Annotated in this window: 26 protein-coding genes and 1 tRNA gene; 10 read left to right on the top strand and 17 right to left on the bottom strand. The window is 62.4% G+C overall.

All coding sequences use genetic code 11. The features are described from left to right. Nucleotides 1-49: 49 nt before the first annotated feature. Complete coding sequence (locus MMB74_RS18500; protein ID WP_277430120.1) at nt 50-313, top strand: YkgJ family cysteine cluster protein; 264 nt, start codon at nt 50-52, stop codon at nt 311-313. A gap of 33 nt (nt 314-346) precedes the next feature. Here the strand turns inward: MMB74_RS18500 and MMB74_RS18495 are convergent, their stop codons facing one another. Beyond that, the gene (locus MMB74_RS18495) at nt 347-616 is read right to left on the bottom strand and encodes a hypothetical protein (protein ID WP_277430119.1); all 270 of its coding nucleotides are present in this window, start codon (nt 614-616) and stop codon (nt 347-349) included. Nucleotides 617-622: 6 nt separating this feature from the next. On the opposite strand from MMB74_RS18495, the gene MMB74_RS18490 reads away from it, so the two are divergent. Next, nucleotides 623-1,513 carry a cation diffusion facilitator family transporter gene (locus tag MMB74_RS18490; protein WP_277430118.1) on the top strand — a complete coding sequence of 297 codons (891 nt, stop codon included), beginning with the start codon at nt 623-625 and terminating at the stop codon, nt 1,511-1,513. 88 nt (nt 1,514-1,601) lie between these two features. Here MMB74_RS18490 and MMB74_RS18485 read toward each other — a convergent pair whose 3' ends face one another. Next, nucleotides 1,602-2,807 (bottom strand): MFS transporter, encoded by a 1,206-nt coding sequence (locus MMB74_RS18485; protein WP_277430117.1) that lies wholly within the window; start codon nt 2,805-2,807, stop codon nt 1,602-1,604. A gap of 161 nt (nt 2,808-2,968) precedes the next feature. Between MMB74_RS18485 and MMB74_RS18480 the strand changes: the two genes are divergently transcribed. Beyond that, on the top strand, nt 2,969-3,562 hold the full coding sequence (locus tag MMB74_RS18480; RefSeq protein WP_277430116.1) for a DUF1439 domain-containing protein: 594 nt from the start codon (nt 2,969-2,971) through the stop codon (nt 3,560-3,562). Between the two features lie 67 nt (nt 3,563-3,629). Then, nucleotides 3,630-4,466, top strand: coding sequence for an undecaprenyl-diphosphate phosphatase (locus tag MMB74_RS18475; RefSeq protein WP_277430115.1), 837 nt, complete (start codon nt 3,630-3,632; stop codon nt 4,464-4,466). A 76-nt stretch (nt 4,467-4,542) separates the two neighbouring features. Here MMB74_RS18475 and trmB read toward each other — a convergent pair whose 3' ends face one another. The 14 genes from trmB to MMB74_RS18410 all read right to left on the bottom strand — a co-directional run bounded on the left by trmB (nt 4,543) and on the right by MMB74_RS18410 (nt 14,914). After that, entirely contained in the window at nt 4,543-5,304 is a 762-nt protein-coding gene (gene trmB, locus MMB74_RS18470) for a tRNA (guanosine(46)-N7)-methyltransferase TrmB (protein WP_277430114.1), read from the bottom strand. Nucleotides 5,305-5,520: 216 nt separating this feature from the next. Beyond that, on the bottom strand, nt 5,521-5,727 hold the full coding sequence (locus tag MMB74_RS18465) for a hypothetical protein (protein WP_277430113.1): 207 nt from the start codon (nt 5,725-5,727) through the stop codon (nt 5,521-5,523). Nucleotides 5,728-5,984: 257 nt separating this feature from the next. Further along, nucleotides 5,985-6,401: a lysozyme inhibitor LprI family protein gene (locus MMB74_RS18460; RefSeq protein ID WP_277430112.1), complete on the bottom strand. Its 417-nt coding sequence runs from the start codon at nt 6,399-6,401 to the stop codon at nt 5,985-5,987. 87 nt (nt 6,402-6,488) lie between these two features. Beyond that, a tRNA-Gly gene (locus MMB74_RS18455) sits at nt 6,489-6,563 on the bottom strand. 325 nt (nt 6,564-6,888) lie between these two features. Then, entirely contained in the window at nt 6,889-7,668 is a 780-nt protein-coding gene (locus tag MMB74_RS18450) for a hypothetical protein (RefSeq protein ID WP_277430111.1), read from the bottom strand. After that, the gene (locus MMB74_RS18445) at nt 7,665-8,177 is read right to left on the bottom strand and encodes a hypothetical protein (protein ID WP_277430110.1); all 513 of its coding nucleotides are present in this window, start codon (nt 8,175-8,177) and stop codon (nt 7,665-7,667) included. Before MMB74_RS18445 ends, MMB74_RS18450 begins: the two co-directional genes overlap by 4 nt. A gap of 841 nt (nt 8,178-9,018) precedes the next feature. Next, complete coding sequence (locus MMB74_RS27445; RefSeq protein ID WP_346780692.1) at nt 9,019-9,138, bottom strand: hypothetical protein; 120 nt, start codon at nt 9,136-9,138, stop codon at nt 9,019-9,021. 29 nt (nt 9,139-9,167) lie between these two features. Beyond that, nucleotides 9,168-9,539 (bottom strand): DUF1493 family protein, encoded by a 372-nt coding sequence (locus tag MMB74_RS18440; RefSeq protein ID WP_277430109.1) that lies wholly within the window; start codon nt 9,537-9,539, stop codon nt 9,168-9,170. Next, nucleotides 9,539-9,970: an STM2901 family protein gene (locus MMB74_RS18435; RefSeq protein WP_277430108.1), complete on the bottom strand. Its 432-nt coding sequence runs from the start codon at nt 9,968-9,970 to the stop codon at nt 9,539-9,541. Before MMB74_RS18435 ends, MMB74_RS18440 begins: the two co-directional genes overlap by 1 nt. 320 nt (nt 9,971-10,290) lie before the next feature. Beyond that, nucleotides 10,291-10,998 carry an ABC transporter ATP-binding protein gene (locus MMB74_RS18430; RefSeq protein WP_277430107.1) on the bottom strand — a complete coding sequence of 236 codons (708 nt, stop codon included), beginning with the start codon at nt 10,996-10,998 and terminating at the stop codon, nt 10,291-10,293. Further along, the gene (locus MMB74_RS18425) at nt 10,995-11,744 is read right to left on the bottom strand and encodes an ABC transporter ATP-binding protein (RefSeq protein WP_277430106.1); all 750 of its coding nucleotides are present in this window, start codon (nt 11,742-11,744) and stop codon (nt 10,995-10,997) included. Before MMB74_RS18425 ends, MMB74_RS18430 begins: the two co-directional genes overlap by 4 nt. Beyond that, nucleotides 11,741-12,673, bottom strand: a complete 933-nt coding sequence (locus tag MMB74_RS18420; protein ID WP_277430105.1) for a branched-chain amino acid ABC transporter permease — start codon at nt 12,671-12,673, stop codon at nt 11,741-11,743. Before MMB74_RS18420 ends, MMB74_RS18425 begins: the two co-directional genes overlap by 4 nt. 83 nt (nt 12,674-12,756) lie before the next feature. After that, nucleotides 12,757-13,626 carry a branched-chain amino acid ABC transporter permease gene (locus MMB74_RS18415; protein WP_277430104.1) on the bottom strand — a complete coding sequence of 290 codons (870 nt, stop codon included), beginning with the start codon at nt 13,624-13,626 and terminating at the stop codon, nt 12,757-12,759. A 31-nt stretch (nt 13,627-13,657) separates the two neighbouring features. Then, nucleotides 13,658-14,914: an ABC transporter substrate-binding protein gene (locus tag MMB74_RS18410; RefSeq protein WP_277430103.1), complete on the bottom strand. Its 1,257-nt coding sequence runs from the start codon at nt 14,912-14,914 to the stop codon at nt 13,658-13,660. A 685-nt stretch (nt 14,915-15,599) separates the two neighbouring features. On the opposite strand from MMB74_RS18410, the gene MMB74_RS18405 reads away from it, so the two are divergent. The 5 genes from MMB74_RS18405 to MMB74_RS18385 all read left to right on the top strand — a co-directional run bounded on the left by MMB74_RS18405 (nt 15,600) and on the right by MMB74_RS18385 (nt 18,792). After that, nucleotides 15,600-16,406, top strand: coding sequence for a transporter substrate-binding domain-containing protein (locus MMB74_RS18405; protein WP_277430102.1), 807 nt, complete (start codon nt 15,600-15,602; stop codon nt 16,404-16,406). Nucleotides 16,407-16,476: 70 nt separating this feature from the next. Next, nucleotides 16,477-17,154 carry an amino acid ABC transporter permease gene (locus tag MMB74_RS18400; RefSeq protein ID WP_277430101.1) on the top strand — a complete coding sequence of 226 codons (678 nt, stop codon included), beginning with the start codon at nt 16,477-16,479 and terminating at the stop codon, nt 17,152-17,154. Further along, nucleotides 17,151-17,801, top strand: coding sequence for an amino acid ABC transporter permease (locus tag MMB74_RS18395; RefSeq protein ID WP_277430100.1), 651 nt, complete (start codon nt 17,151-17,153; stop codon nt 17,799-17,801). Before MMB74_RS18400 ends, MMB74_RS18395 begins: the two co-directional genes overlap by 4 nt. Beyond that, entirely contained in the window at nt 17,788-18,507 is a 720-nt protein-coding gene (locus MMB74_RS18390; RefSeq protein WP_277430099.1) for an amino acid ABC transporter ATP-binding protein, read from the top strand. Before MMB74_RS18395 ends, MMB74_RS18390 begins: the two co-directional genes overlap by 14 nt. Nucleotides 18,508-18,633: 126 nt before the next feature. Continuing rightward, nucleotides 18,634-18,792: a hypothetical protein gene (locus MMB74_RS18385; protein ID WP_277430098.1), complete on the top strand. Its 159-nt coding sequence runs from the start codon at nt 18,634-18,636 to the stop codon at nt 18,790-18,792. Nucleotides 18,793-18,900: 108 nt separating this feature from the next. Here MMB74_RS18385 and MMB74_RS18380 read toward each other — a convergent pair whose 3' ends face one another. Further along, entirely contained in the window at nt 18,901-19,782 is an 882-nt protein-coding gene (locus MMB74_RS18380) for a LysR family transcriptional regulator (protein ID WP_277430097.1), read from the bottom strand. Between the two features lie 93 nt (nt 19,783-19,875). On the opposite strand from MMB74_RS18380, the gene MMB74_RS18375 reads away from it, so the two are divergent. Next, nucleotides 19,876-20,643, top strand: a complete 768-nt coding sequence (locus MMB74_RS18375) for a sulfite exporter TauE/SafE family protein (RefSeq protein WP_277430096.1) — start codon at nt 19,876-19,878, stop codon at nt 20,641-20,643. The last annotated feature ends 41 nt before the right edge of the window (nt 20,644-20,684 follow it).

Here is a 20,684-nt window from a genome sequence, read left to right as displayed (position 1 = left end):
CGCGTTTCAATGAGGGCCGAATGATCTCGATCCCTAAGCCACGGCCCCCATGAATTGTCGCCCCGGTTGCGGCGCCTGCTGCATCGCCCCCTCGATCTCGAGTCCCATTCCCGGCATGCCGCACGGCAAGCCGGCGGGGGTTCGGTGCATCCAACTTGGCGATGACGAGCGGTGCATGATCTTCGGGCGGGCGGATAGGCCCGCGGTTTGCGGCTCGCTCGGCGCGAGCGAAGAGATGTGCGGCGCAGACCGCGAGCACGCGCTGTTCTGGCTCGAACGGATGGAATTCGCCACGTTCCCCGAGCGCGGGTGAGCGTGCATCGCGCGGCCATGTGCGCTTGGCGGGTTATGCTCCTTTTTCGCTAGCGCGGTTCAGTCTTTGATGCCCGAAATGGACGGCTAGCGACTCCCGCAGGCCATAATGTCGTTTTCCGGACGGACCAGATTTTTCATGGCGCACCACCACCACCACGACGATCACGCGAGCCATCACGAGGGCGAGGGACACGCGCATCCGCACGAACATGACGACGGTCATGACCATGCCGGTCATGGTCATGGTCATGGTCATGGTCACAGCCACGGCCATGGTCACGCGGGCCACAATCATTTGCACGGTGTGATGGATCAGCGCCGCATCGGCTGGGCGTTCCTCATCACCGCCGCCTTCATGCTCGTCGAGGCGGTGGGCGGCTTGATGTCGGGGTCGCTCGCGCTGCTCGCCGATGCGGGGCATATGGTGAGCGACGCCGCTGCCCTGGGATTCAGTTGGGCGGCCATGCACTACGGCCGCCGCCCCGCAACGGCGCAGCTTTCCTACGGCTACAAGCGGCTCGAGATCCTGGCCGCCTTCGTCAACGGCTGCGCGCTGTTCGTCATTGCCGGGTGGATCATCGTCGAGGCGATCCAGCGGTTCTTCGCACCGGTGCACGTGGCCGGCGGCATGATGCTGGTCGTCGCCATCCTGGGGCTCCTCTCCAACATCGCCGCGTTTCTCGTGCTGCACGGGGGCAATCGACAAAACCTGAACCTGCGCGGCGCGTGGCTGCATGTCCTTGGCGACATGCTGAGTTCGGCCGCTGCCATCGTCGCTGCGGGCGTGATTTTGCTGACCGGTTGGACGCCGATCGACCCGTTGTTGTCGGTATTCGTCGCGCTCGTCGTGCTTCGCAGTGCGTGGGGGATCGTCAAATCCTCCGCGCATATCTTGCTCGAAGGCACGCCCGAGGGCCTGAGCCTAGCCGACATCAAGGCGGACTTGGAGGCGAACCTGGCCGAAGTGCAAAACGCCCACCATATTCACGCGTGGTCCATCACGGGCGAGCAGCACATGCTGACGTTGCATGTCCATCCGACAGAAGGCGCGATTGCGCGCGACGTTGTGACCGCGGTTCAGCGCCGGCTTGCCGAGCGTTTCGACATCGCTCACGTCACCGTGCAGATCGAAGAGGATTTCTGCATCGACACGCACGGGCATGAGAAAACGGGGGCGAGCGCCTCCAACTGTCACTAAAGGCCGGCTCGCACGGATCGAGCATTCGCCGGGGCGCGCCCCGCTAAGGCCCCGGTGCGCGGCCCGTTAAGCGTCCATTAAGCGTCCATTAAGCGGTGCGCATCGGAGGCCCGCTGCGGCGGGACAGCAACAGCACGATGGTGCACAGGCAAAACGCCGCGCTCGCATAGAAGGTGGCGGCCGCGCCCACGCGATCCCACAGCGCGCCTGCGAGGACGCTTGAAACGAGCGTAACCAGGCCGGTCAGCAGATTGAACATGCCGAACGCGGTGCCGCGCAACTGCGCGGGAGCGGTGTCCGCGACCATCGTGGCAAGCAGACCTTGCGTCATGCCCATGTGCAGGCCCCACAGCGCCACGCCCGTCACGACGAGGCTCCAATGACTGCCGTGCGCGAGAACGAGATCGGCTGCAATGAGTACGGTGAGGCCCAAGATCAAGAGTCGCGTGTGGCTGACTTTGTCGGCAAGTTTTCCGAACGGAAATGCCGACAGCGCGTAGGCGATGTTCATGGCCACCATGACGAGCGGCACGAGCGCTAGATGGATGCCGCTTCCCATGGCGCGCAGCACGAGGAACGCCTCGCTAAAGCGCGCTAGCGAGAAGACGGCGCCCACGAGGACCACCCACCAGTAGTGCGTGCTAAGTTGCGCGAGGCTTTCCCTGCGGATGGGGTTGATGCGCCTTGCGCCGCGTGGGTGAACGGGCTCTTCCACTGCTAGCGTTAGCAACGCGACACAGAGTGCGGCAGGGATCACGGCAAGCCAGAACGCCAGCCGAAAGTTGTCCGCCCACAGAATCATCGCGAGAGCGGCCAAGAGCGGGCCGAGAAACGCGCCAACGGTATCAAGCGCCTGGCGCAGCCCGAAAGCCGCGCCGCGCAGGCCCGGGGGCGTCACATCGGCCACGAGCGCATCGCGCGGCGCGCCGCGAATGCCTTTGCCGACGCGGTCCATGAGACGCGCCGCGACCACGACGCCGATACCGGGCGCCAACGCGAACAGCGGCTTGCTCAGCGCGCCGAGGCCGTATCCGGCGACCGCGAGCCATTTGCGGTTGCCTAGGTAGTCGCTGAGCGCACCCGAAAACACTTTGACGACGGGCGCAGTCGCTTCGGCGACGCCTTCGATTACGCCGATCGTCGCCGCACTGGCGCCGAGGCCTACCATCAGGAACATCGGCAACAAGCTGTGGATCAACTCGGAGGACACGTCCATCAAGAGGCTGACGCAGCCCAGCACCCAGACGGTGCGTGGGATTTGTCGAAGAATGCCGATATCCGATCCGCTTTGCATGGGGCGTTCCAGTCTAGTGGTTTGGTGTGGTCTGGTCGGTTTTGCGGGTTCGAGGCGAGCAGGCCGGGAGCGAAGGATTTCAGCCACCGCGCTCGACATGTCCCGTCGGCATAAAATGGCAAGCAGGTTTCGATACTAGCAGTCCAGCAGGAGGTTCATGCATGCCGTATGCAGTTGCGCCCCGTCGGCGCCGGTTGTTGGGTTTGGCATGCGCGGCGCTCGCTAGCGCGAGTCTGGGTGTGTCGCTCGCGGCATGCGCGAGCGAGACGTTTCCATTCATTCCCGACCACTACACATTCTCGCGCGAGCAGGTGCAGACGGCCGTGGGGCGCAAGTTTCCCTATCGGCGCACGGTGTCGCAACTGTTCGAGGTGGCGCTGACAAACCCCGTCGTCGGCTTCGAGCCGGGTCAGAACCGCGTGACGGTCCATGTCGACGCACATGTCGAAAGCCCGTTTCTGCAGCAACCGGTCGACGGCGCCTTCCTGCTCTCGAGCCGGCTCGAGTACGACGACGCGAGCCATGCCGTCGTATTGCGTTCCCCCAGCGTCGAGCGTGTCGATGTGAGCGGCGAGGCGCGAGCATACCGCCAGCAGATCGAGGCGGCCGGCGCCCTGGCCGCCTCGCAATGGCTCGACGGCTATCCGCTCTACACGTTCAAGCCCGATCAGTTGCAGTTTGCCGGCGTGAACTTCGAACCCGGTACAATCACAATCCTTACAAACGGCATACGCGTGCAAATCGTCGAAAAATGACGTGTGCGCGGCCGCGAGGGGCTGCGCACATCTTCGCCGCCCTCTCGCATTTCGAAAGAGGGCACCGATGGACTTGATATTGATCGGCAAGGCGTTGATCCTCGGCATCGTCGAAGGGCTGACCGAATTTCTTCCCGTGTCCAGCACGGGGCATTTGATCGTGGCGGGCAGTTTGCTCAACTTCGGCGGCGACGGCGCGAAGACGTTTCACGTGGTCATTCAATTCGGCGCCATCCTCGCGGTCTGCTGGGAGTACCGGCAGCGCATCGGCCGCGTGGCCGCCGGCGTGTGGACCGATGCGACGCAGCGGCGCTTTGCGCTGAATGTCGTCATTGCCACGATTCCGGCTGTTGTCCTTGGGCTGACGTTCGAAGCCGTCATCAAGGACGCGCTGTTTGCACCGGTGCCCGTCGCCTTCGCCCTCGTGACGGGGGGCTTCGTCATCCTTTGGGCGCAAGCGCGTGAGCGCCGTCGCGACGGCGCGCCCGCGCGCGTGCAAGCGCTCGATGAATTGGCGCCGCTCGATGCACTCAAAGTGGGGGTCGCGCAGTGTTGCGCATTGATTCCGGGCGTCTCGCGCTCCGGTTCGACGATCATCGGGGCCATGCTGCTCGGCGTCGATCGGCGCGTGGCGACCGAGTTTTCGTTTTTTCTGGCGATTCCGGTGATCGGCGGCGCGACGCTTTACGAACTGGCCAAGCATCGCGGTGGCGCTTTCATCGACATGGCCGAGATTTTGACGATCGGCACGGTGGCGGCGTTCGTCAGCGCCTTCATCTGCGTGCGTTGGCTGTTGCGCTACTTGGCCACGCACGACTTCACCGCATTCGCTTGGTACCGCATCGCGTTCGGGATGATCGTGCTGGTCATCGGCTATGGCGACGCGCTCAATTGGGGCGCGTAGCACTGCACGAGCGGCCCGTTCGCGCTGCGGGTTCCACCGCGCTGCAGATGCCGAACGCGAAGCGCGGGGCTAGTTATTACGCGCGCCGCTTGAAGACGAGATCCCAAACGCCGTGGCCGAGCCGCAGCCCGCGTCGTTCGAACTTCGTCACGGGCCGGTAGTCGGGCCTTGGCGCGTAGCCGTCGGCTGTTTGGTCGAGCGACGGCTCTGCTGAAAGCACTTCGAGCATTTGCTCGGCGTAGTTCTGCCAGTCGGTCGCGCAATGCAGATAGGCGCCCGGTTTCAGGCGCGATGCCAAGAGCGCGACGAACGGGGGCTGAATGAGGCGGCGCTTGTGGTGCCGAGCCTTGTGCCAAGGGTCCGGAAAGAAAACGTGCACGCCGTCGAGCGAGCCGGGCTCGATCATGTGTTCGAGCACTTCGACTGCGTCGTGCTGAATGATCCGAATGTTCGTCAACTGTTGCTCGCCGATGAGCTTGAGCAGCGCGCCCACGCCGGGCTCATGGACTTCGACGCCGATGAAATCGTCGTTGGGGCGTGCGGCCGCGATTTCCGCCGTCGACGCGCCCATGCCGAACCCGATCTCGAGCACGCGCGGCGCGTGGCGGCCGAACTGGGCGTCCCAGTCGGCGGGGCTGGGGGCGTAGGGTACGACGAAGCGCGGGCCTAGTTCATCGAGCGCGCGGCGCTGGCCTGTCGATACGCGGCCGGCGCGCGTCACAAAGCTGCGAATGCGGCGCGGAAAGGCGGGGGTGCCTTCGGCGCCGGATTGGCTCGTTTCCTCGGTGTTGCCGGGGGTTTCGGGCGGCAGGCCCGTCTCGTTCGGATCGTGACTCATGGTGCTCTAACAGTCGAAAACATCGGCGGCCGCCACGTGAAAAAAGCCGCCAGTGCGGGCGGCTTGCGTGTCGGGCGCGGGCCGGCCCATGGCCGGCGTGGCGTGGGCGAGATTGTAGACGAGTGCGCGGCGGCCGTGAGATTTCAGCGATGTGTGGCCTGTCGGGTGTTACTGGATGGCGGGGGATGGATAATGCCTGCGCGGTGTGCGGGCGGATCAGTTGGACACGATCACATGGATGCGCGTGGGAAATTCGAGGTCGAACTCGCGTGTGCGTCCGACGCGGACGTTGAGCAGGAGGCGCTCGACTTCCTGCAGCATTTGTTGATTGCGCGCCGTATTGTTCCGCGATGTTTCATGCGTCTCCCCGGCGAGGGCTCGCCGCGTATCGACCAGGAGCGCGATGGCGCTGGTGCGTGACATGAAATACCGTTCCATCTTTGTCGAAGGCGCAAGAAGAGGGCAGTGGGGCGCTACGGCCAGCCGGATTCCTATCGACAGCGGCGCGCGCCGGAAATTCCATGATCCCCGATCCGTACGGCGCTGGATGTTTCGCGGCGAGCGCGGCCGTCCCATTTGAAATCAAGCGGCCCTTGAGCGCTTGGTCGCTGGGCGGAGAGCTCCCTACATGGGCGCTGCCTGGGGTTTTTTCAAGCGAGGGCGGGCTGTGACGGTGTGACTCAGGGGCACGTGTTCGCCGAGAGCGATTGTGTCATCTGCTTGGTGCGGTCGGTCTGACACATGGCTTCTGCGGCCGAGAGCATCGAACCGTCTCCCCACTGTCGTATTGCCGACTGTTTGCAGGTTTGATCGCGGCGTTTTTGCCAGGCGGCGAGTTTTTGGGCGAGCGCGGCTGCGCACTTGGGCGATACGGTGCGTTTTTCCTCAATCAGCTGCTGAAGCCTGCGTTCGGCGATGAGTTGGTCGCGCCAGGCGCAAAACCGCATGCTGGTGGGGTTGGCGTCGCAGCTGGAGAGGAGCGAGGCGACTTCTGGGGGCGTCAGGCCGCTGCGTTGAGCCAGTACTTCGGTGAGCGTTGGGCCGGGTGCCGCGCGCACGGCGGCAGACGCCGATACCAAGGCGAACAGCAACACCATGCGTTTCGCTAGTCTTTCCGCCGACATGTGAAGCTCACGTCATCAGAGGCAACTGATCGACTCCGGAGGAAGCGCTTGGGAGAATGCTGGAGCGGGCGATGGGAATCGAACCCACGTCTCTAGCTTGGGAAGCTAGGGTAATAGCCATTATACGACGCCCGCAGAGCCGGTGATTGTACAGGGGTTTTGGTGGTTTGGGGAGTGGGGTTTTGCGGTCGCTGGCATCGAAACTGGCCTGGCTCGCTCGTGGAATGGTGGCATCGCTAGTCGGTCCGAATGTGGCTAGTTGCGGCCGCTCGCCCGAGCGCTGAGGCGGACGCTCAGGCGTCGGCTTTGAAGGAGACAGCGGACCTTCGCCCATTCTCACACCAGCGCGGCGGTTGCTCGAACTGTCGAGCGCAGATGTGAACAAGCCCGCGCGCGGCGGGCTGAGACATGATCCGAGCACGTATAAAAAGCACGCGCGCGGCTGCGCCTTCAGGGTCGGCTACGCAGCCATCAGAAGGTCCGCAAACTCCTTATCGTCTTCGTACGAAACCACTCGCGCCGCCTCCGAAAGAACGGTTGCTGCTCGACCAAATTCATCCGCCGACGCCCCTTGCTCCATAACGACAACTCGATTGTGGACCGCCTGCGCCGTAGCTTTTTTCAGATCGGCAAGCTTGCCGTAGCTCTGATAGATATAGCCCCAATCAACACGCCTATCGTCTGATACGCCGATCGGCTGGACTACGCGTATGCCTCCGTCGTTGGGGAGAACTACGCCAAGGGGAAACTCTATCTGATGCCCACTGACCCCTGCGAGGCGAGGTTTGCTCAGCACGGACCCAGGCGGCAGCTTCGCGCGAAGAGTGCGGGCCACTTGCGCCGCAAACCGTTCGTGTCGGGTCTTGGGGAGCCAGTTCACCTCGTTGTCGGAAATGGCAACCGCGAGTCGCAAAGCATCCCACAATGCGAACCTGAGGTCTGCTGCTGGACCGGCCGCAGTGATTTCACCATCCTTGCTCAGGGTCGCGAATCTCGCGCCGGGAATCGACGCAACCTTCTCTAGTCGAGTAGGCGATGGCTTAGCGCCATGGTCAATCGCATGCAGGATTGTGCTATGGCCATCCGTCAAATAGAAGTGACCCGGCGCATCTTCCATCACATAAAAGCTGGCAAGCTGGCCGTCATTTCCCAGTGAAATAGGGGCATGAACATGTAGGGTATTGCACCCCACTGGAGCGCAAACCCAGTCTGTCGCTTTGACTAGATCGGTGCAGTTCATAGTAGCGTCCCTGTCTCGCCCTTGAGCGGATGTTCGATATTCCCTTGAAAGGTCAGATTGCATTCTACGGCAAATGTTTTCAGCAGATCCACGACATCCATCAGCGGCGGCTCAACAGGCTCTGCGTACCCATATTCGCCCACCCAAACATGTCGGTGAGTGGGATTCACAAGCGTCTTGCCGTAGAAGGGACGCCCGGCGCCAACCCGATTAGGATGGCTCTGCTGCGGATTCGTGTCGAGCGCCGCAACGCGATCATTCTCCACGAACAGGGCACATGCGAAGCTTTCGGGGATCGTGAAGGATGCAAGGCCCTTTTCGATGAGTTTCGGGCCGCGAAATCTAGCCCGAACTACGACCCCCTCCAGAACCTCTTTGCCAGCCTGCACGCCACTCTCGAAGATGCTCGTTTTCGGCACATGGCCGCTGGCCTCTATAGACCATATGAACGGCCTGACAACCAGCTTCCCCGGCATCGCCAGTAAACTGCGGACTTCTTCTTCTGTCACCAGTTCGCCCCTTCGCGCTGGAATTGGATGTTGTCGTATTGCCGACAAACTACAGTAGGTGGCACCCACGATTCGACGCCATTATGCGCCGACTGCGTCATCCCAATAATCCCCACCACCAACGCGTCATCTTCCGTCGCTGCGATAGGTACTGTGCGATGACAGGCCAGTGCTCGGCCCGTATCTAATCCGATGCTTCCATCGTCGTTCTTGCTGAACCTATGCACCTTTGCTTCGACCACTTCGCCAGTCGTCGCGTCGCAGCTGAATCATCCAATACCGCAACCGCTCATCGCCTTCCCGATGTGGTTCGTCACAAGCGACCGTTCTCGACCTTGGCGGAGTCCCATTTACCAAGGCGGGCAGCTGTGACGAGCATGCCGACCGTGATAGGAATGCGATCGAGCGCCCGTCGCCGCTTCCGCGACAGGGCTGTGACGAGCATGAGCAGAAGGCCGGACCCCGCGTCCATGAAGTAGCGCCCCGACGCAAAAATCGCCTTCGTCGACCTTGACGCGGGCAAAGAAGGCTTCCATGAACATTTCGCCCTCCATGCCGGTGCTTTGGCCAAGGCGAGATGGGTCGCTCTGCTGTACCGCGAGCTAGAAGTAGGCCCTCCAGAACTCAGTTCGTGGCTTAGCGCGCGTTACCGCATTGATCCAGTCAGCAAGCGCCCGTAGCTCCACTTCTGCTTGTGCAGCGTCGGTCTCGCCACTTCGCCAAGCCGTCCAAACCTTCTGGAACCATTCTTTGGGCAACGGCGGGCGGGTGGATGCTGTCATTCCCCATCATGCCCTCAACGGTCCAGCCGCTCCATGCAGGGTCCGCGTTGTCCAGCCAATCAGCGCGGGCGGTGTTCGCTCGCCCTGGCGATCTCCATGTGGTCCCGTTCGAGTTCGATCTCGTAAGTGTCGTCATGGCTCCAACGCGGGCTGAAAATCTGCAACTCAATTGTCGGCATGCTCGTGTCTCGTGTGGTTGTTGTACTGCCTAATCCGCAGGGTAGTTGCCCGGCGGCCGTCGCGATAGCGCTTGTGAGTCCCAGCTGCCATCAATCAGTGCCCTATGAAGCATACCGACCGTCAGGGTTTCCCGTTTAAACGAGTGCGGCTTTCTCAGTATTTTCATTACCAAATGATACAGAATGCCCTCGCCTTCCATTAGGAAGTAGCGATGAAAGTCGTAGTCGCCCCTATCCAAATGGAACGCTTCGAAGAAGTGCTGCATGAACTCGTCAGCATCGTCGCCCTGTTGCCCCAAATCCGTTTCGATCGTCGATTCGGGTGTTATGGCCTTCTTCGGTGATACGCACGCTTCCTTTCTGACAAACGATTCGAGGTCTTCCCAGGTATGGCTTGCCATTAGAACACCCTATCCTCGGGCGAAACGATGCGGTTGTATTGAATGACGGTGTGATATCCGATCTGGGCAACATCGTTTGCCAAGAGAACCCAACCGACGCCCGGCAGCGTTCGACCGATAAACGTGCTGAGCTTGTGAGTCAAAATCCAACGAAGCCGCTTTATGCTGTTCATCGTGAAGGTCGGCAAGACCTTCTTTTTCAGCTCGTAGCGGAACAGCGAACGAGACATAACGGAGGCGATAGACGTTCCCTTCGTCGCTCCCAATGGCTTGGCCCGTGTTGGCAAGATCGGCAGACCGGAAAAAATCAAGATGACGTATTCCACGTCGTCGACCCCGAGCTGCTCGCAGGTCTGCTCAACAGCGATGAATAAGAAAAGCTCGGTCGGCTCCAGATCTTTGTGAGATCCGTAGTTATACGTGTTGCTCATGCGGCCCTCATGTTTTTTTGCTTAGCTCGGATACAAGCCGACGAACAGCCGACGAAACGCCGCCTGTTCGTCGGCTGGATCGTATCAAAAAAGCTGGGGCGGCGGTCGATCCGTCTGGGGAATCGGACGGTGACGGGGATGGGGCGTCATATCGCCATGCGTGAAACGCGTGATCGAAGCGATTCTGCAATTGATGTTTTATGCAGGAGGCGCGGCCGTTCGCAATGCGCTCGTTCACTGCAAGGGCCTGCTAACTGGCGGGTCCACATTGGCGACAACTTAGAAGCGCAGTCCATGCCTTCAACGCGACGGGGGCGCGGCTAATTGCCCGAGGTCGCGCCGGCCAGCGCCCGAACGCGCGCTTCGTCGCTGCGAAGCTCTTCGGCCGTGCCTTCGTAGACAATGCGTCCGTTGTCGAGCACATACGCGCGATCGGCGATCTCGAGCGCCACGCGGACGTTCTGCTCTACCAGCAACACGGCGATACCGGCATCGCGCATCGTCGCGATCGCCTTGAACGTGTCGCGCACGATCAACGGCGCGAGTCCCTGCGAAGGCTCGTCGAGCAGCAACAGCGTCGGATTGAGCAGCAGCGCACGCGCAATCGCCAGCATCTCCTGCTCGCCGCCGGAAAGTTGCGCAGCCTTCTGCGCGCGCCGTTCCCCTAGCCGTGGAAACATCTCGTAGATACGCGCAATGTCCCATTTCCCGGGCCGCTGCAGCGGCACCTTCAGGTTCTCTTCGACTGTCAGGTTCGCGAACGTGCGCCTGCCCTCCGGCACATAGCCGACACCGAGCGCGGCGATCCGGTAGGGCGGCCACGTGCGCGTCGAATGACCGAGCATGCTCACCTTGCCCTGCTGAGCGTGAATCAACCCCATCAACGCGCGCAGCGTGGTGGTCTTGCCCGCGCCGTTGCGCCCGAGCAGCGTGACGATCTCGCCTTCCTTCACCGTGAGCGACACGCCGTGCAGGATGTGGCCCTTGCCGTAGTACGCATGCAGCGAGTCGACGTCCAATGCGCTCATTCGGCCTCTCCCAGATAGGCGGCTTGCACATCCTCGTTGGCGGCGATCTCCTCGGGCGTGCCGTCGGCCAGCACGGCGCCGGCGGCAAGCACGAGGATCCGCTGCGCGAGCCGGAAGATAACCTGCATGTCGTGCTCGATCAGTGCGATCGCGAGTCCCTGTTCGCGATGCAGGCGGCCGATCAAATCCGCCACCATGTGCGTTTCTTCGTCCCCCATGCCGGCGGTAGGCTCATCGAGCAACAGCAGTCGTGGACGCAATGCAAGCGCCATCATGATCTCGATCGCGCGCTGATCCCCGTGCGCGAGTTCGCCGGCGCGCCGTAGCGCATGCTTGCTGAGCCCCCCGAGCTCGAGCAGTTCGTCCACGCGCGCACGGATGGTCGCCGCTTGCTCCCGGGTCGTGCGTAGCCGTCGTGCGAGCCCCAGCTCCATCTCCACTGGAATGCGCAGGTTCTCGCTCACCGATAGATTCGGAAAAATTTCGGTGATCTGGAACGTGCGCGCCATGCCGAGCGCGACGCGCTTATGTACGGCCAGCTCTGTCACGTCTTGTCCGTCGAACACGATGCGCCCGCTCGTGGGCGCGAAGAACCCGCTGATGAGGTTGAAGAACGTGGTTTTGCCAGCCCCGTTCGGGCCAATGATCGCGCGCAGCTCGCCCGCTTCGACGTTGAGTGTGACGTCGTTCACGGCGACCAGCAGCCCGAAGCTGCGCGATACGTTTCGCACTTCGAGCAGGCTCACTTCTCCCCCCGCCGGCCGACGAGCCCCAGCACCCCGCCGGGGAAGAACATCACCACGAGCACGAAAAACAGGCCGATGAAGGACATCCAGTTTTGCGTGTGACTGGATAGAAAATCCTCCAGCACGACGAAAATGGCGGCACCCACCAGCGGCCCCCAGAACGAGCGCATACCGCCGAGCACGGTCATCATCACGAGATCGCCCGACTGCTGCCAGTGCAGATCGTGCGGGTCGGCGAAGTTGTTCAGTTGCGCATACAGGGTGCCCGCAAGGCTCACGAACAGGCACGAGATCACGAACGACAGCCAGATGTGCCGCTCGACGGCAATGCCGAGGAAGCGCGCGCGCCGCTCGTTTTCGCGGATCGCGACTAATGTGTGCCCGAACGGCGAGCGCAACAGCCACCCCATGATCGCCGCCGAAATCGCGAAGCAGGCCAGCACCATGTAATAGAAAAGATGCGCGTTGCCGAGGATGTCGAGCCGCGTGAAGCCGAGGTCGATCGGCATGCGATGCCAGCCGGACAGGCCGTCGTCGCCCCCCGTCACGCTGTTCCAGCGGTAGGCGATGAAGTAGAACACTTGTCCGAACGCGATCGTGACCATGGCGAAGTACACGCCGCGCAAGCGCGCGATCAACGCGCCGACAATCGCCGCGGCGAGCGTGCCGGTCACCACGCCGACCAACATGCCGAGCCCCGTGCTGGGCACCAGATAGCGGATCGTCAACGCAAGGCCGTACGCGCCGAGCCCGAAGTACGCGCCATGGCCGAACGACAACACGCCGGTGAAGCCGAGCAGGAAGTTGAGGGCGGTGGCCGCGAGGGCCATCACGATCACGCGCGAGCCCAACGCCGTGTAACCGCCGATGCGGTCGAGCCAGAAGGGCAGCGTCAGCAGCAGCACCCAGATCAGGATGCGGGCGGCCATGTCGATATCGAGTCGTCGTCGCACGGTGGAGAGCCCCAAGCCGGAGTCGGAGTCGGAGGCAGAGTCGGAGTGCAATGGCTGTCTCACTGGATGCGGCCCTCCTCGCCGAGCAGTCCGCGAGGGCGCACGAGCAGCACGAGGCCCATGATCACGTAGATAATCGCTTCGCTGGCCGACGGAAAGAACACGGTCACCAACCCCGATGCGAGTCCGATCAGCAGACCGCCCAGCAACGTGCCCGGTAGGCTGCCGAGTCCGCCGACGATGATCGCGACGAAGCTCGGCATGATCAACGAGCCGCCGAGCGTCGGGTCGAGCCCGAGCATGCCGGCCGCGAGCACACCCGCCAGACCGGCGAGAAAGATCCCGAGCCCGAAGTTCAGCGTTCGCAGAACACGCACATTGACGCCGAGCGCGCCCACCGTCTCCAGATCGCGCGTGCCGGCGCGAATGCGCATGCCCGTGCGCGAGCGGCCGAGGAATAGAAACAGCGCGGCCACCACGCCCACCACGAGCACCACCATGAACAGCCGGTAGGCCGTCAAAAAGAAGAATGTCTGGCTGAGCGGCGTGTTCAGCCAGGCCGGCACGGCGAACGGCAGCGTCTGCGGGCCCCAGAGGAAACGGGTGCCGTCCTCGATCATGAACGCCAGACCGAAGGTGAGCAGCAAGCTATAGAGCGGGTCCCGCCCGTACAACCGGCGAATCAGCACGCGTTCGACGATGAGGCCGATCACCGCCGTTGCGAGCGGCGCCAGCGCAAGCGCGGGCCAGAAACCGACATACGGAATCATGAAGTAGGCGAGATACGCGCCAATCGCGAGAAAGCCCCCGTGCGCGAAATTGATGACCCCGGACAGGTTCAGGATCATCGACAGGCCGAGGGCCATCAGGGCGTAGAAGGCGCCGATGATCAGCCCATTGAACGCGTTGTAGAGAATCAGTTCCGTCATGGTCGGGCGGCTCCGTCGGCGCGGATTCGCCTCAGCTCGGCCATGTGAGCTTGCAGCCCGTCTGTGCTACCGGCAACGCGACGTCGACACCCTTGACGACGTCATCGACGTGGAACAAGTCCTCCGGGCTGGCCCCTTGCGACACGGCGTGACCGACATAGAGGTTCGGCATCAGTTGGTGGTCACCCGCCCGATAGAAGGGCGTATCGGGCATCAGCGCGATCTCCGGCGGCAGCTTGAATCCCTCGAGGGCCTTCGCGAGCTTGACCGCGTCGAGGCTCTTCTGCTCGTTGGCAACCAGCGCGCAGGTCCAGGCGGCGACGTAGCCGAACCAATGGCGTGCGGTTGGCACCTTGCCGCCCGTCTTGCGTTTGATCGCGGTGACGAACTCGGCGAGGTGGGGGACGTTGGGCTGATTCCAGTACCACTCGAACACCCACGTGCCGATTCGCGCGTCCGGCGGCAGCCCTTCCAACACTTCGAGTTCCTGCTGCGCGCCGGCGATGTGAAACCGCTTGTTCAGGCCGAACTGCACGGCTTGTTTCAGCGAGTTGACCGCATCTTGGCCGGCGGTCAGGAAGAGGATCACGTCCGGATTGGCGGCCTGCGCCTTGATCAGATACGACGAATAGTCGGTAGTGCCCAGCGGCGTCAACGACGCGCCCACCTCGGTGCCCCCGTACTGTTTCAGCGCAACCTCGAAGCCCTGTTGCAGCGTATGGCCGAAGGCATAGTCCGGCGTAATGAAATACCAGCGCTTGCCGTACTTCGTGAACAGCAGTTCCGCGACCGAATTGGTTTCCATCCGGGTCGTGTTGCACACGCGAAATACGTTCCAATGGCAGTCGGCGCCCGTCACCGCGTCGGTGTGGCCACCTGTGACGATCAACAGCTTTTTCGCATCGTGTGCGACTTCCCCGATCGCCAGGGCCATTGCGGAATTGACGTTGCCCAACAGAAAATCGACTTTATCGCGGTCGATGAGTTTGTGTGCCTTCTGTACCGCGGTGCCGGTATCCGCGCTCGTCGAATCTTCGGATATCAGCTCTACGTGGCGGCCGAGAATGCCGCCCTTGGCATTGATTTGCTCGATTGCCAGTTCGCAGCCGATCTGTTCGTTTCGCCCGAGTTGGGCATAAGTGCCGGTGAACGGATCATTGAGCCCGATGCGTATCGGCGTTTCGCCGCGGGCGCTGATGATGAATGGCGGGGCGAGTTGCGCGACGCCGGCTGCCGCGGCAGCCTTCAGAATCGTCCGGCGCTTGCCGTTGGCTTCTCCAGTCTCCATGCCTACACCTCCTTGTTCTATGTTCAGAGGTACGTTGCGCGAAGATGTGACCGGCCTGCGATGTCTGCGGCCAATGGCCATGATGAATACCGGCCGCGCGCGCTTGGGTAGACCTCATACCGACAGGTTTTCGTCGGGGCTGCGCCCGACGAATAGAATGCGCGTCTGGCACGTGGCTTCAATTATGAACTGGGATAACGCCCGCTGTTTGGTTTCGCGACGTATCGGATTCCCTCATATGGTTCTTACTAATAAGCTCGCTATTCGCGCTTCGGGCTCGAATGTGGGAAAGAGCACACTGCGGAAAACTACGAAGCTTCGACGATTTTTGTCGACGGTATTCACCGCGAAAATCGGTGTCGCTCCAAATCCTGCTTGAAGCTGGCGTGAAGTCGGCCAGAAGGGGATGAGAAGGGATGACAAGGGAATGAGAAGCGCGCGTGAAACTGATGCGAAGGCTTTTTGTCCCGAGCCACGCGATAGCGTATATGCCGGCGCGCGCATGCACCGAATCGATGCATCACGAGCCTTGCGACGGCCGGCTCGGCGCTCCCGCGTTCGGTGCGCCGCCCCGGCAGGCCCGCCGCGCCACGCTTGGCCCGCTCTTTGCTCTTAGCGGCCCCGGACCCCACGCGTGCCACATCAGGGCGCGTGCCGCCCCAATCACTTTAGTCCGGGAACCAAGATGGAACATAAGCCGCACCGTACCGCTCGCCGCCGGTGGCTCGCCGCGCTCGTCGCCGCCCCCGCATTCGTTTTGTTGTCCGCGCAAGCAGCGCACGCCGATGCGCTCGACGCGATCGTCAAGCGCGGCACGCTGCGCGTGGCGGTGCCGGCCGACTATCCGCCGTTCGGCTCCGTGGGCACCGACATGAAGCCCCAGGGCTACGACATCGATATGGCCGCACTGCTGGCGAAGTCGATGAAGGTGAAGGTCGAACTCGTTCCGGTCAATAGCGCGAATCGCATCCCGTATCTGCAAACGGACAAGGTCGATCTCATCATCTCCTCGCTGGGCAAGACGCCCGAGCGCGCGAAGGTCATCGATTTCTCGGCGGCTTATGCGCCGTACTTCCAAGGCGTATTCGGCCCGGCCGATGTCAACGTCAAAACGCCCGACGATCTGGCCGGCAAAACCGTGGGTGCGACGCGCGGGGCGCTCGAGGAAATCGCGCTGACGAACATGGCGCCCAAGGCGACCATTCGCCGTTTCGACGATAACAACGCCACCATTCAGGCGTTTCTCTCCGGCCAGGTGCAACTGATCGCGGCCGGCAATGTGGTGGCCGCCGCCATCATTGCCAAGCATCCCCCGCGGTTGCCCGAGATGAAATTCATCATCAAGGATTCGCCGTGCTATGTCGGGCTCGCGAAGAACGAGCCGCGCTTGCTTGCGCAGGTCAATGCCGCCATCGAAGCAGCGAAAAAAGACGGCGAGCTGCAGGCAATGTCGAAGAAGTGGCTCGGTCAGCCGCTGCCTGCCAACCTCTGACCTCAACGCGCCCGCCTGCGCTTGCTGCCGCGCGGCGAGCCGCTTCGTCGTTCGCTTCAACGGTATTGCTATGAGTTATCAATTGCAGTTCGGCGACCTGTCGGCCTACGCCGGCATGTTCGCCAGCGGCGCCGCCGTCACGCTCGCGCTGACGGCCGCATCGACGCTGCTGGGGGTGAGCGTCGGCGTGCTGGGCGCCGCGGCGTGCGAAAGCCGCTATGCGTCGCTGCGCCGCGCCACCTTCTGTTATGTCGAGGGTATTCGCAATACGCCGTTTCTCGTGCAGCTCTTCTTCGTGTTCTTTGGGCTGCCCGCGCTAGGCATTCACATCGGCGAATACACGGCCGCCATTGCCGCGATGACGCTCAATCTCGGCGCCTATTCGGTCGAGATCCTGCGCGCCGGCATTCGCGCGGTACCGAGGGGGCACCATGAGGCGGCCGCGGCGCTCGCCATGTCGCCGCGCGAGACGTTCGTTCACGTTTTGCTGCCGCAGGCCTTCGCGAAAGTGTTCCCCGCGCTCGCCAGTCAGATTGTCATCACGATGCTGGGCTCGGCCGTCGTCTCGCAGATTTCCGTGGCGGATCTGACCTACGCGGCCAGCTACGTGCAATCACGCAACTTTCGCGCGTTCGAGACGTACTTTCTGATCGCGCTCGTGTATTTCGCGATGGCGCTGGTGTTGCGCGCAGCGCTCCACGCGGCGGGTCGCCGGCTGTTCGCGCGCAACCTGCGAGGTGGGCGATGATCGAATTCACGTTCGGCCAGATGCTCGAAGCGTTGCTGCTCGCCGCGCGGTGGACCGTCTTGCTCTCGCTCATTTCTTTTGGCGCCGGCGGGGCCGTCGGCCTTGTGCTGCTCGTGCTGCGCGTGTCGCGCTCACGTGTGCTGCGGGCGCTGGTGCGCGTCTACATCGAGGTATTTCAAGGCACGCCGCTGCTGTTGCAGCTGTTTATCGTGTTCTTCGGTTTGCCGCTCGTCGGTATCGACGTCTCGCCTTGGGTGGCCGCCACGCTCGGCCTGACCTTTTTTACCAGCGCGTATCTGGCCGAAATTTGGCGCGGCTGCGTGGAAGCGGTGCCCAAAGGGCAGTGGGAGGCTTCGGCCAGTCTGGCGATGAACTACTTCGAGCAACTGCGGCACGTCATCCTGCCGCAGGCGGCCCGGATCGCAGTGGCGCCCACGGTCGGCTTCGGCGTGCAGGCGATCAAGGATACGGCGCTCGTGTCGATCATCGGCTTCTCGGAACTCGCGAAAGCCGGCACCGAAATCTCGAATGCGACCTTCAAGCCGTTCCTGGTCTACGGGCTCGTTGCGCTCATCTATTTCGCGCTCTGCTATCCGCTCACCCATTACGCGCGCACGTTGCAAAGGACGATGTATGGCTCTCGTTGAAACTTCAGGCGTCGAAAAACAGTTCGGCGCGAACCATGTGCTAAAAGGGATCGATTTTTCCGTCGAGCGCGGGCAGGTCGTCTCGATCATCGGCCGCAGCGGGTCGGGCAAAAGCACGTTTCTGCGCACGCTGAACGGGCTGGAAAGCATCGATGCCGGATCGATTCAAATCGACGGGGCGCATATCGACGCACGGCACGCAGACCTGCGCGCGCTGCGCCTGAAAGTGGGCATGGTCTTCCAGCAGTACAACCTCTTTCCGCATCTCACGGCCGGTGAAAACGTCATGCTCGCGCAGACCGTGGTCAAGAAGACGTCTCGGCACGAGGCGCGCGCGACGGCCGAGTCGATGCTTGTGCGCGTCGGTCTCGGCGATAAGTTCGGCGCCTATCCCGATCAGCTCTCGGGCGGGCAGCAGCAACGGGTGGCGATCGCCCGGGCATTGGCGATGAACCCGTCGGTGTTGCTGTGCGACGAGATCACGTCGGCGCTCGATCCGGAACTCGTCGGCGAAGTGCTTAGTGTGGTCGAGAGCCTCGCGCGCGAACATATGACGCTCATCATGGTGACGCACGAGATGCGTTTCGCGCGCGCGGTCAGCGACAAGGTTGTCTTCATGCACCAGGGACGCGTGTGGGAAAGCGGCACGCCCGAGGCGATTTTCGATCATCCCGAGACGGTCGAATTGCGCCGTTTCATTCACTGACCTCGTTACAGCGGCCGCAGGGCTTGTTTGATGCAAGCGATGAAATCGTGCGCTTGCGCCGTACGCCATTTCGGCAATCGCTGACCTAGAATATGAGCATGGTCGCAACCTAATAAGGAGGCCGCCATGACTCAGTCTATGATCTACTTCGTTGTCGGCTTGGTGGTCTTGTTGGTCGCCGGATTCATGGTGGCGCAACGTTACTGGCGCGATCACCCCGCAGAGGGCATGGCGCAGTGGCTTGATTCGCATCATATGGGTTGGCTGCACCGGCATAAACATTAATGCGGCATCGCAAGATAAAAGGCCCCGCATTGTTGCAGCGTATGAATTTGACGAGGTACGTGGCCGTCGTGAGAGTGATTGCCAACGATGGCTCTGTCAGCGCAAAGGCTATGGCGCGCCTTCGATCAACTGCCGCGCGAGCAGATCGGCATGCGGCGTCAGCGCGAGAAAGTCGCGCGCGCAAAGATAAAGCCGCCGTGCAGCCCATGCCTCCGACAGTGGCAGGATGGCAAGGTCCCGACGCAGCGTGCTCGCCAATGCCTTGGGCAGGATCGATACGCCGACGCCTGCCTCGACCAACATCGCCACATGCTCGACGCTGCGAAACTGGACGCGGTAGTAGAGCTGACGGCCAAGACGCGACGCGCGTTCGGCAAGGTGTGTTTCGAGCGCAGTGTCCGCCATGCCGACAACCGGTTCGCCAAGAGTTTCCGTGAATGCCACGGACGCTTGCGTCCCCAAGCGATGCGTGCGACTGGCCACGACTACGAGTTCGTCCTCTGCAATCAGATACGTCTGCAGGTTCGCGAGGTCAGTGATGTCGGCCACGATGCCAAGGTCCGCGCGCCGGTCCACCAGCGCCTGGACGATCTCGGGACTAGGCCGTTCTTCGAGATCGACGGCAAGGTCGGGATGCGCCGCCAGGAACTGACATAGCCGGGGCGGCAGGAATGTTGCCAGCGCTGCGGTGTTGGACAGCAGTCGAATGCGTCCTTTCAAGCCCGTTGCGTAGGTACGCAACTCCCCGCGCATCTGCTCGACTTGGCCGAGGATCGAACGGGCATGCCGGATCAAGGCCTCGCCGGCCGCGGTTGCGCGCACGCCGCGACGGTTGCGCTCCAGCAATGGAGCGCCAAGCGCCGACTCCATGCCAGCGATGCGCTCACTGACCGACGCCAGCGCCAGGTGCATTTGCCGTGCGCCTTGGGTCAGGCTGCCGCATTCCACAACAGTCAGGAATAGCCGCATATCGGTCAGGTCGAAGCGCACGACAAAGTCCCTCTATCTGCTTTCGTTTTTTCCGAAGTCTAGCACTGGAAATGCCAGATTGCGGACAGGTGATTGCGTGCTTAGCATCCCCCCATGGGATCATTTCTTTTGGTTTTTCTAGCCGGACTGGTGGCTGGTGCAATGAATGCGCTAGCCGGCGGCGGCTCGTTTGTCAGCCTGCCTGCGCTGATTGCGGTGGGTGTGCCACCGGTTTATGCGAATACTTCCAGTACAGTGGCGCTGTTTCCTGGCGGCCTCGCCAGCGCGTGGGCATATCGCGACGGTCTGGGTCCGGTCGGGTCGGTGCCATTGCGCGCGTTGCTGCTTGCGACGCTGTGCGGTGGACTGGTCGGAGCGATCCTGCTACTGCGCACCTCGTCCGCGGCATTCACTTTCGTGTTGCCCTGGCTGCTGCTGATCGCGTCCGTTGCGCTTTCGTTCGGACGGCGGATCGGCGATGCGCTGCGTGCTCGCTGGCACATTCGCGCAGGCGCGGTACTGGCCATCCAGTTCGCGCTCGGCGGGTATGGAGGCTACTTTGGGGGCGCGGTGGGGATCATGATGATCGCCACTTGGGGGCTGCTCGACAATCGCGATATCAAGCACCTCAATGCTCCACGTACGCTGCTGGTCGGCGCGGCTAATCTGGTTGCAGTGCTGGCGTTCATCGGTGCGCAGGCGGTGCGCTGGCCCGAGACGCTGGCCATGCTAGCCGGCGCAACCCTAGGGGGATACGGTGGCGCGCGCATTGGCCGGCGCGCCTCGCCGGCAGTCATTCGTGCCGGGACGCTACTGGCAACGTCCTGCATCACGCTGGCGTTCTTCGTGAAGGCCTACGCGCCGATGCTGCTGCATCGTTGAGTATGTTGCGCCCTGCTGGATGGACCGTTCCGACCTAGACT

This window comes from Trinickia sp. Y13 (assembly GCF_029522115.1).
In the GTDB taxonomy this organism is placed as follows: domain Bacteria; phylum Pseudomonadota; class Gammaproteobacteria; order Burkholderiales; family Burkholderiaceae; genus Trinickia.
The sequence above is the reverse complement of the archived record's forward strand: the minus strand, read 5'-3'. Positions and strand labels throughout refer to the sequence as shown.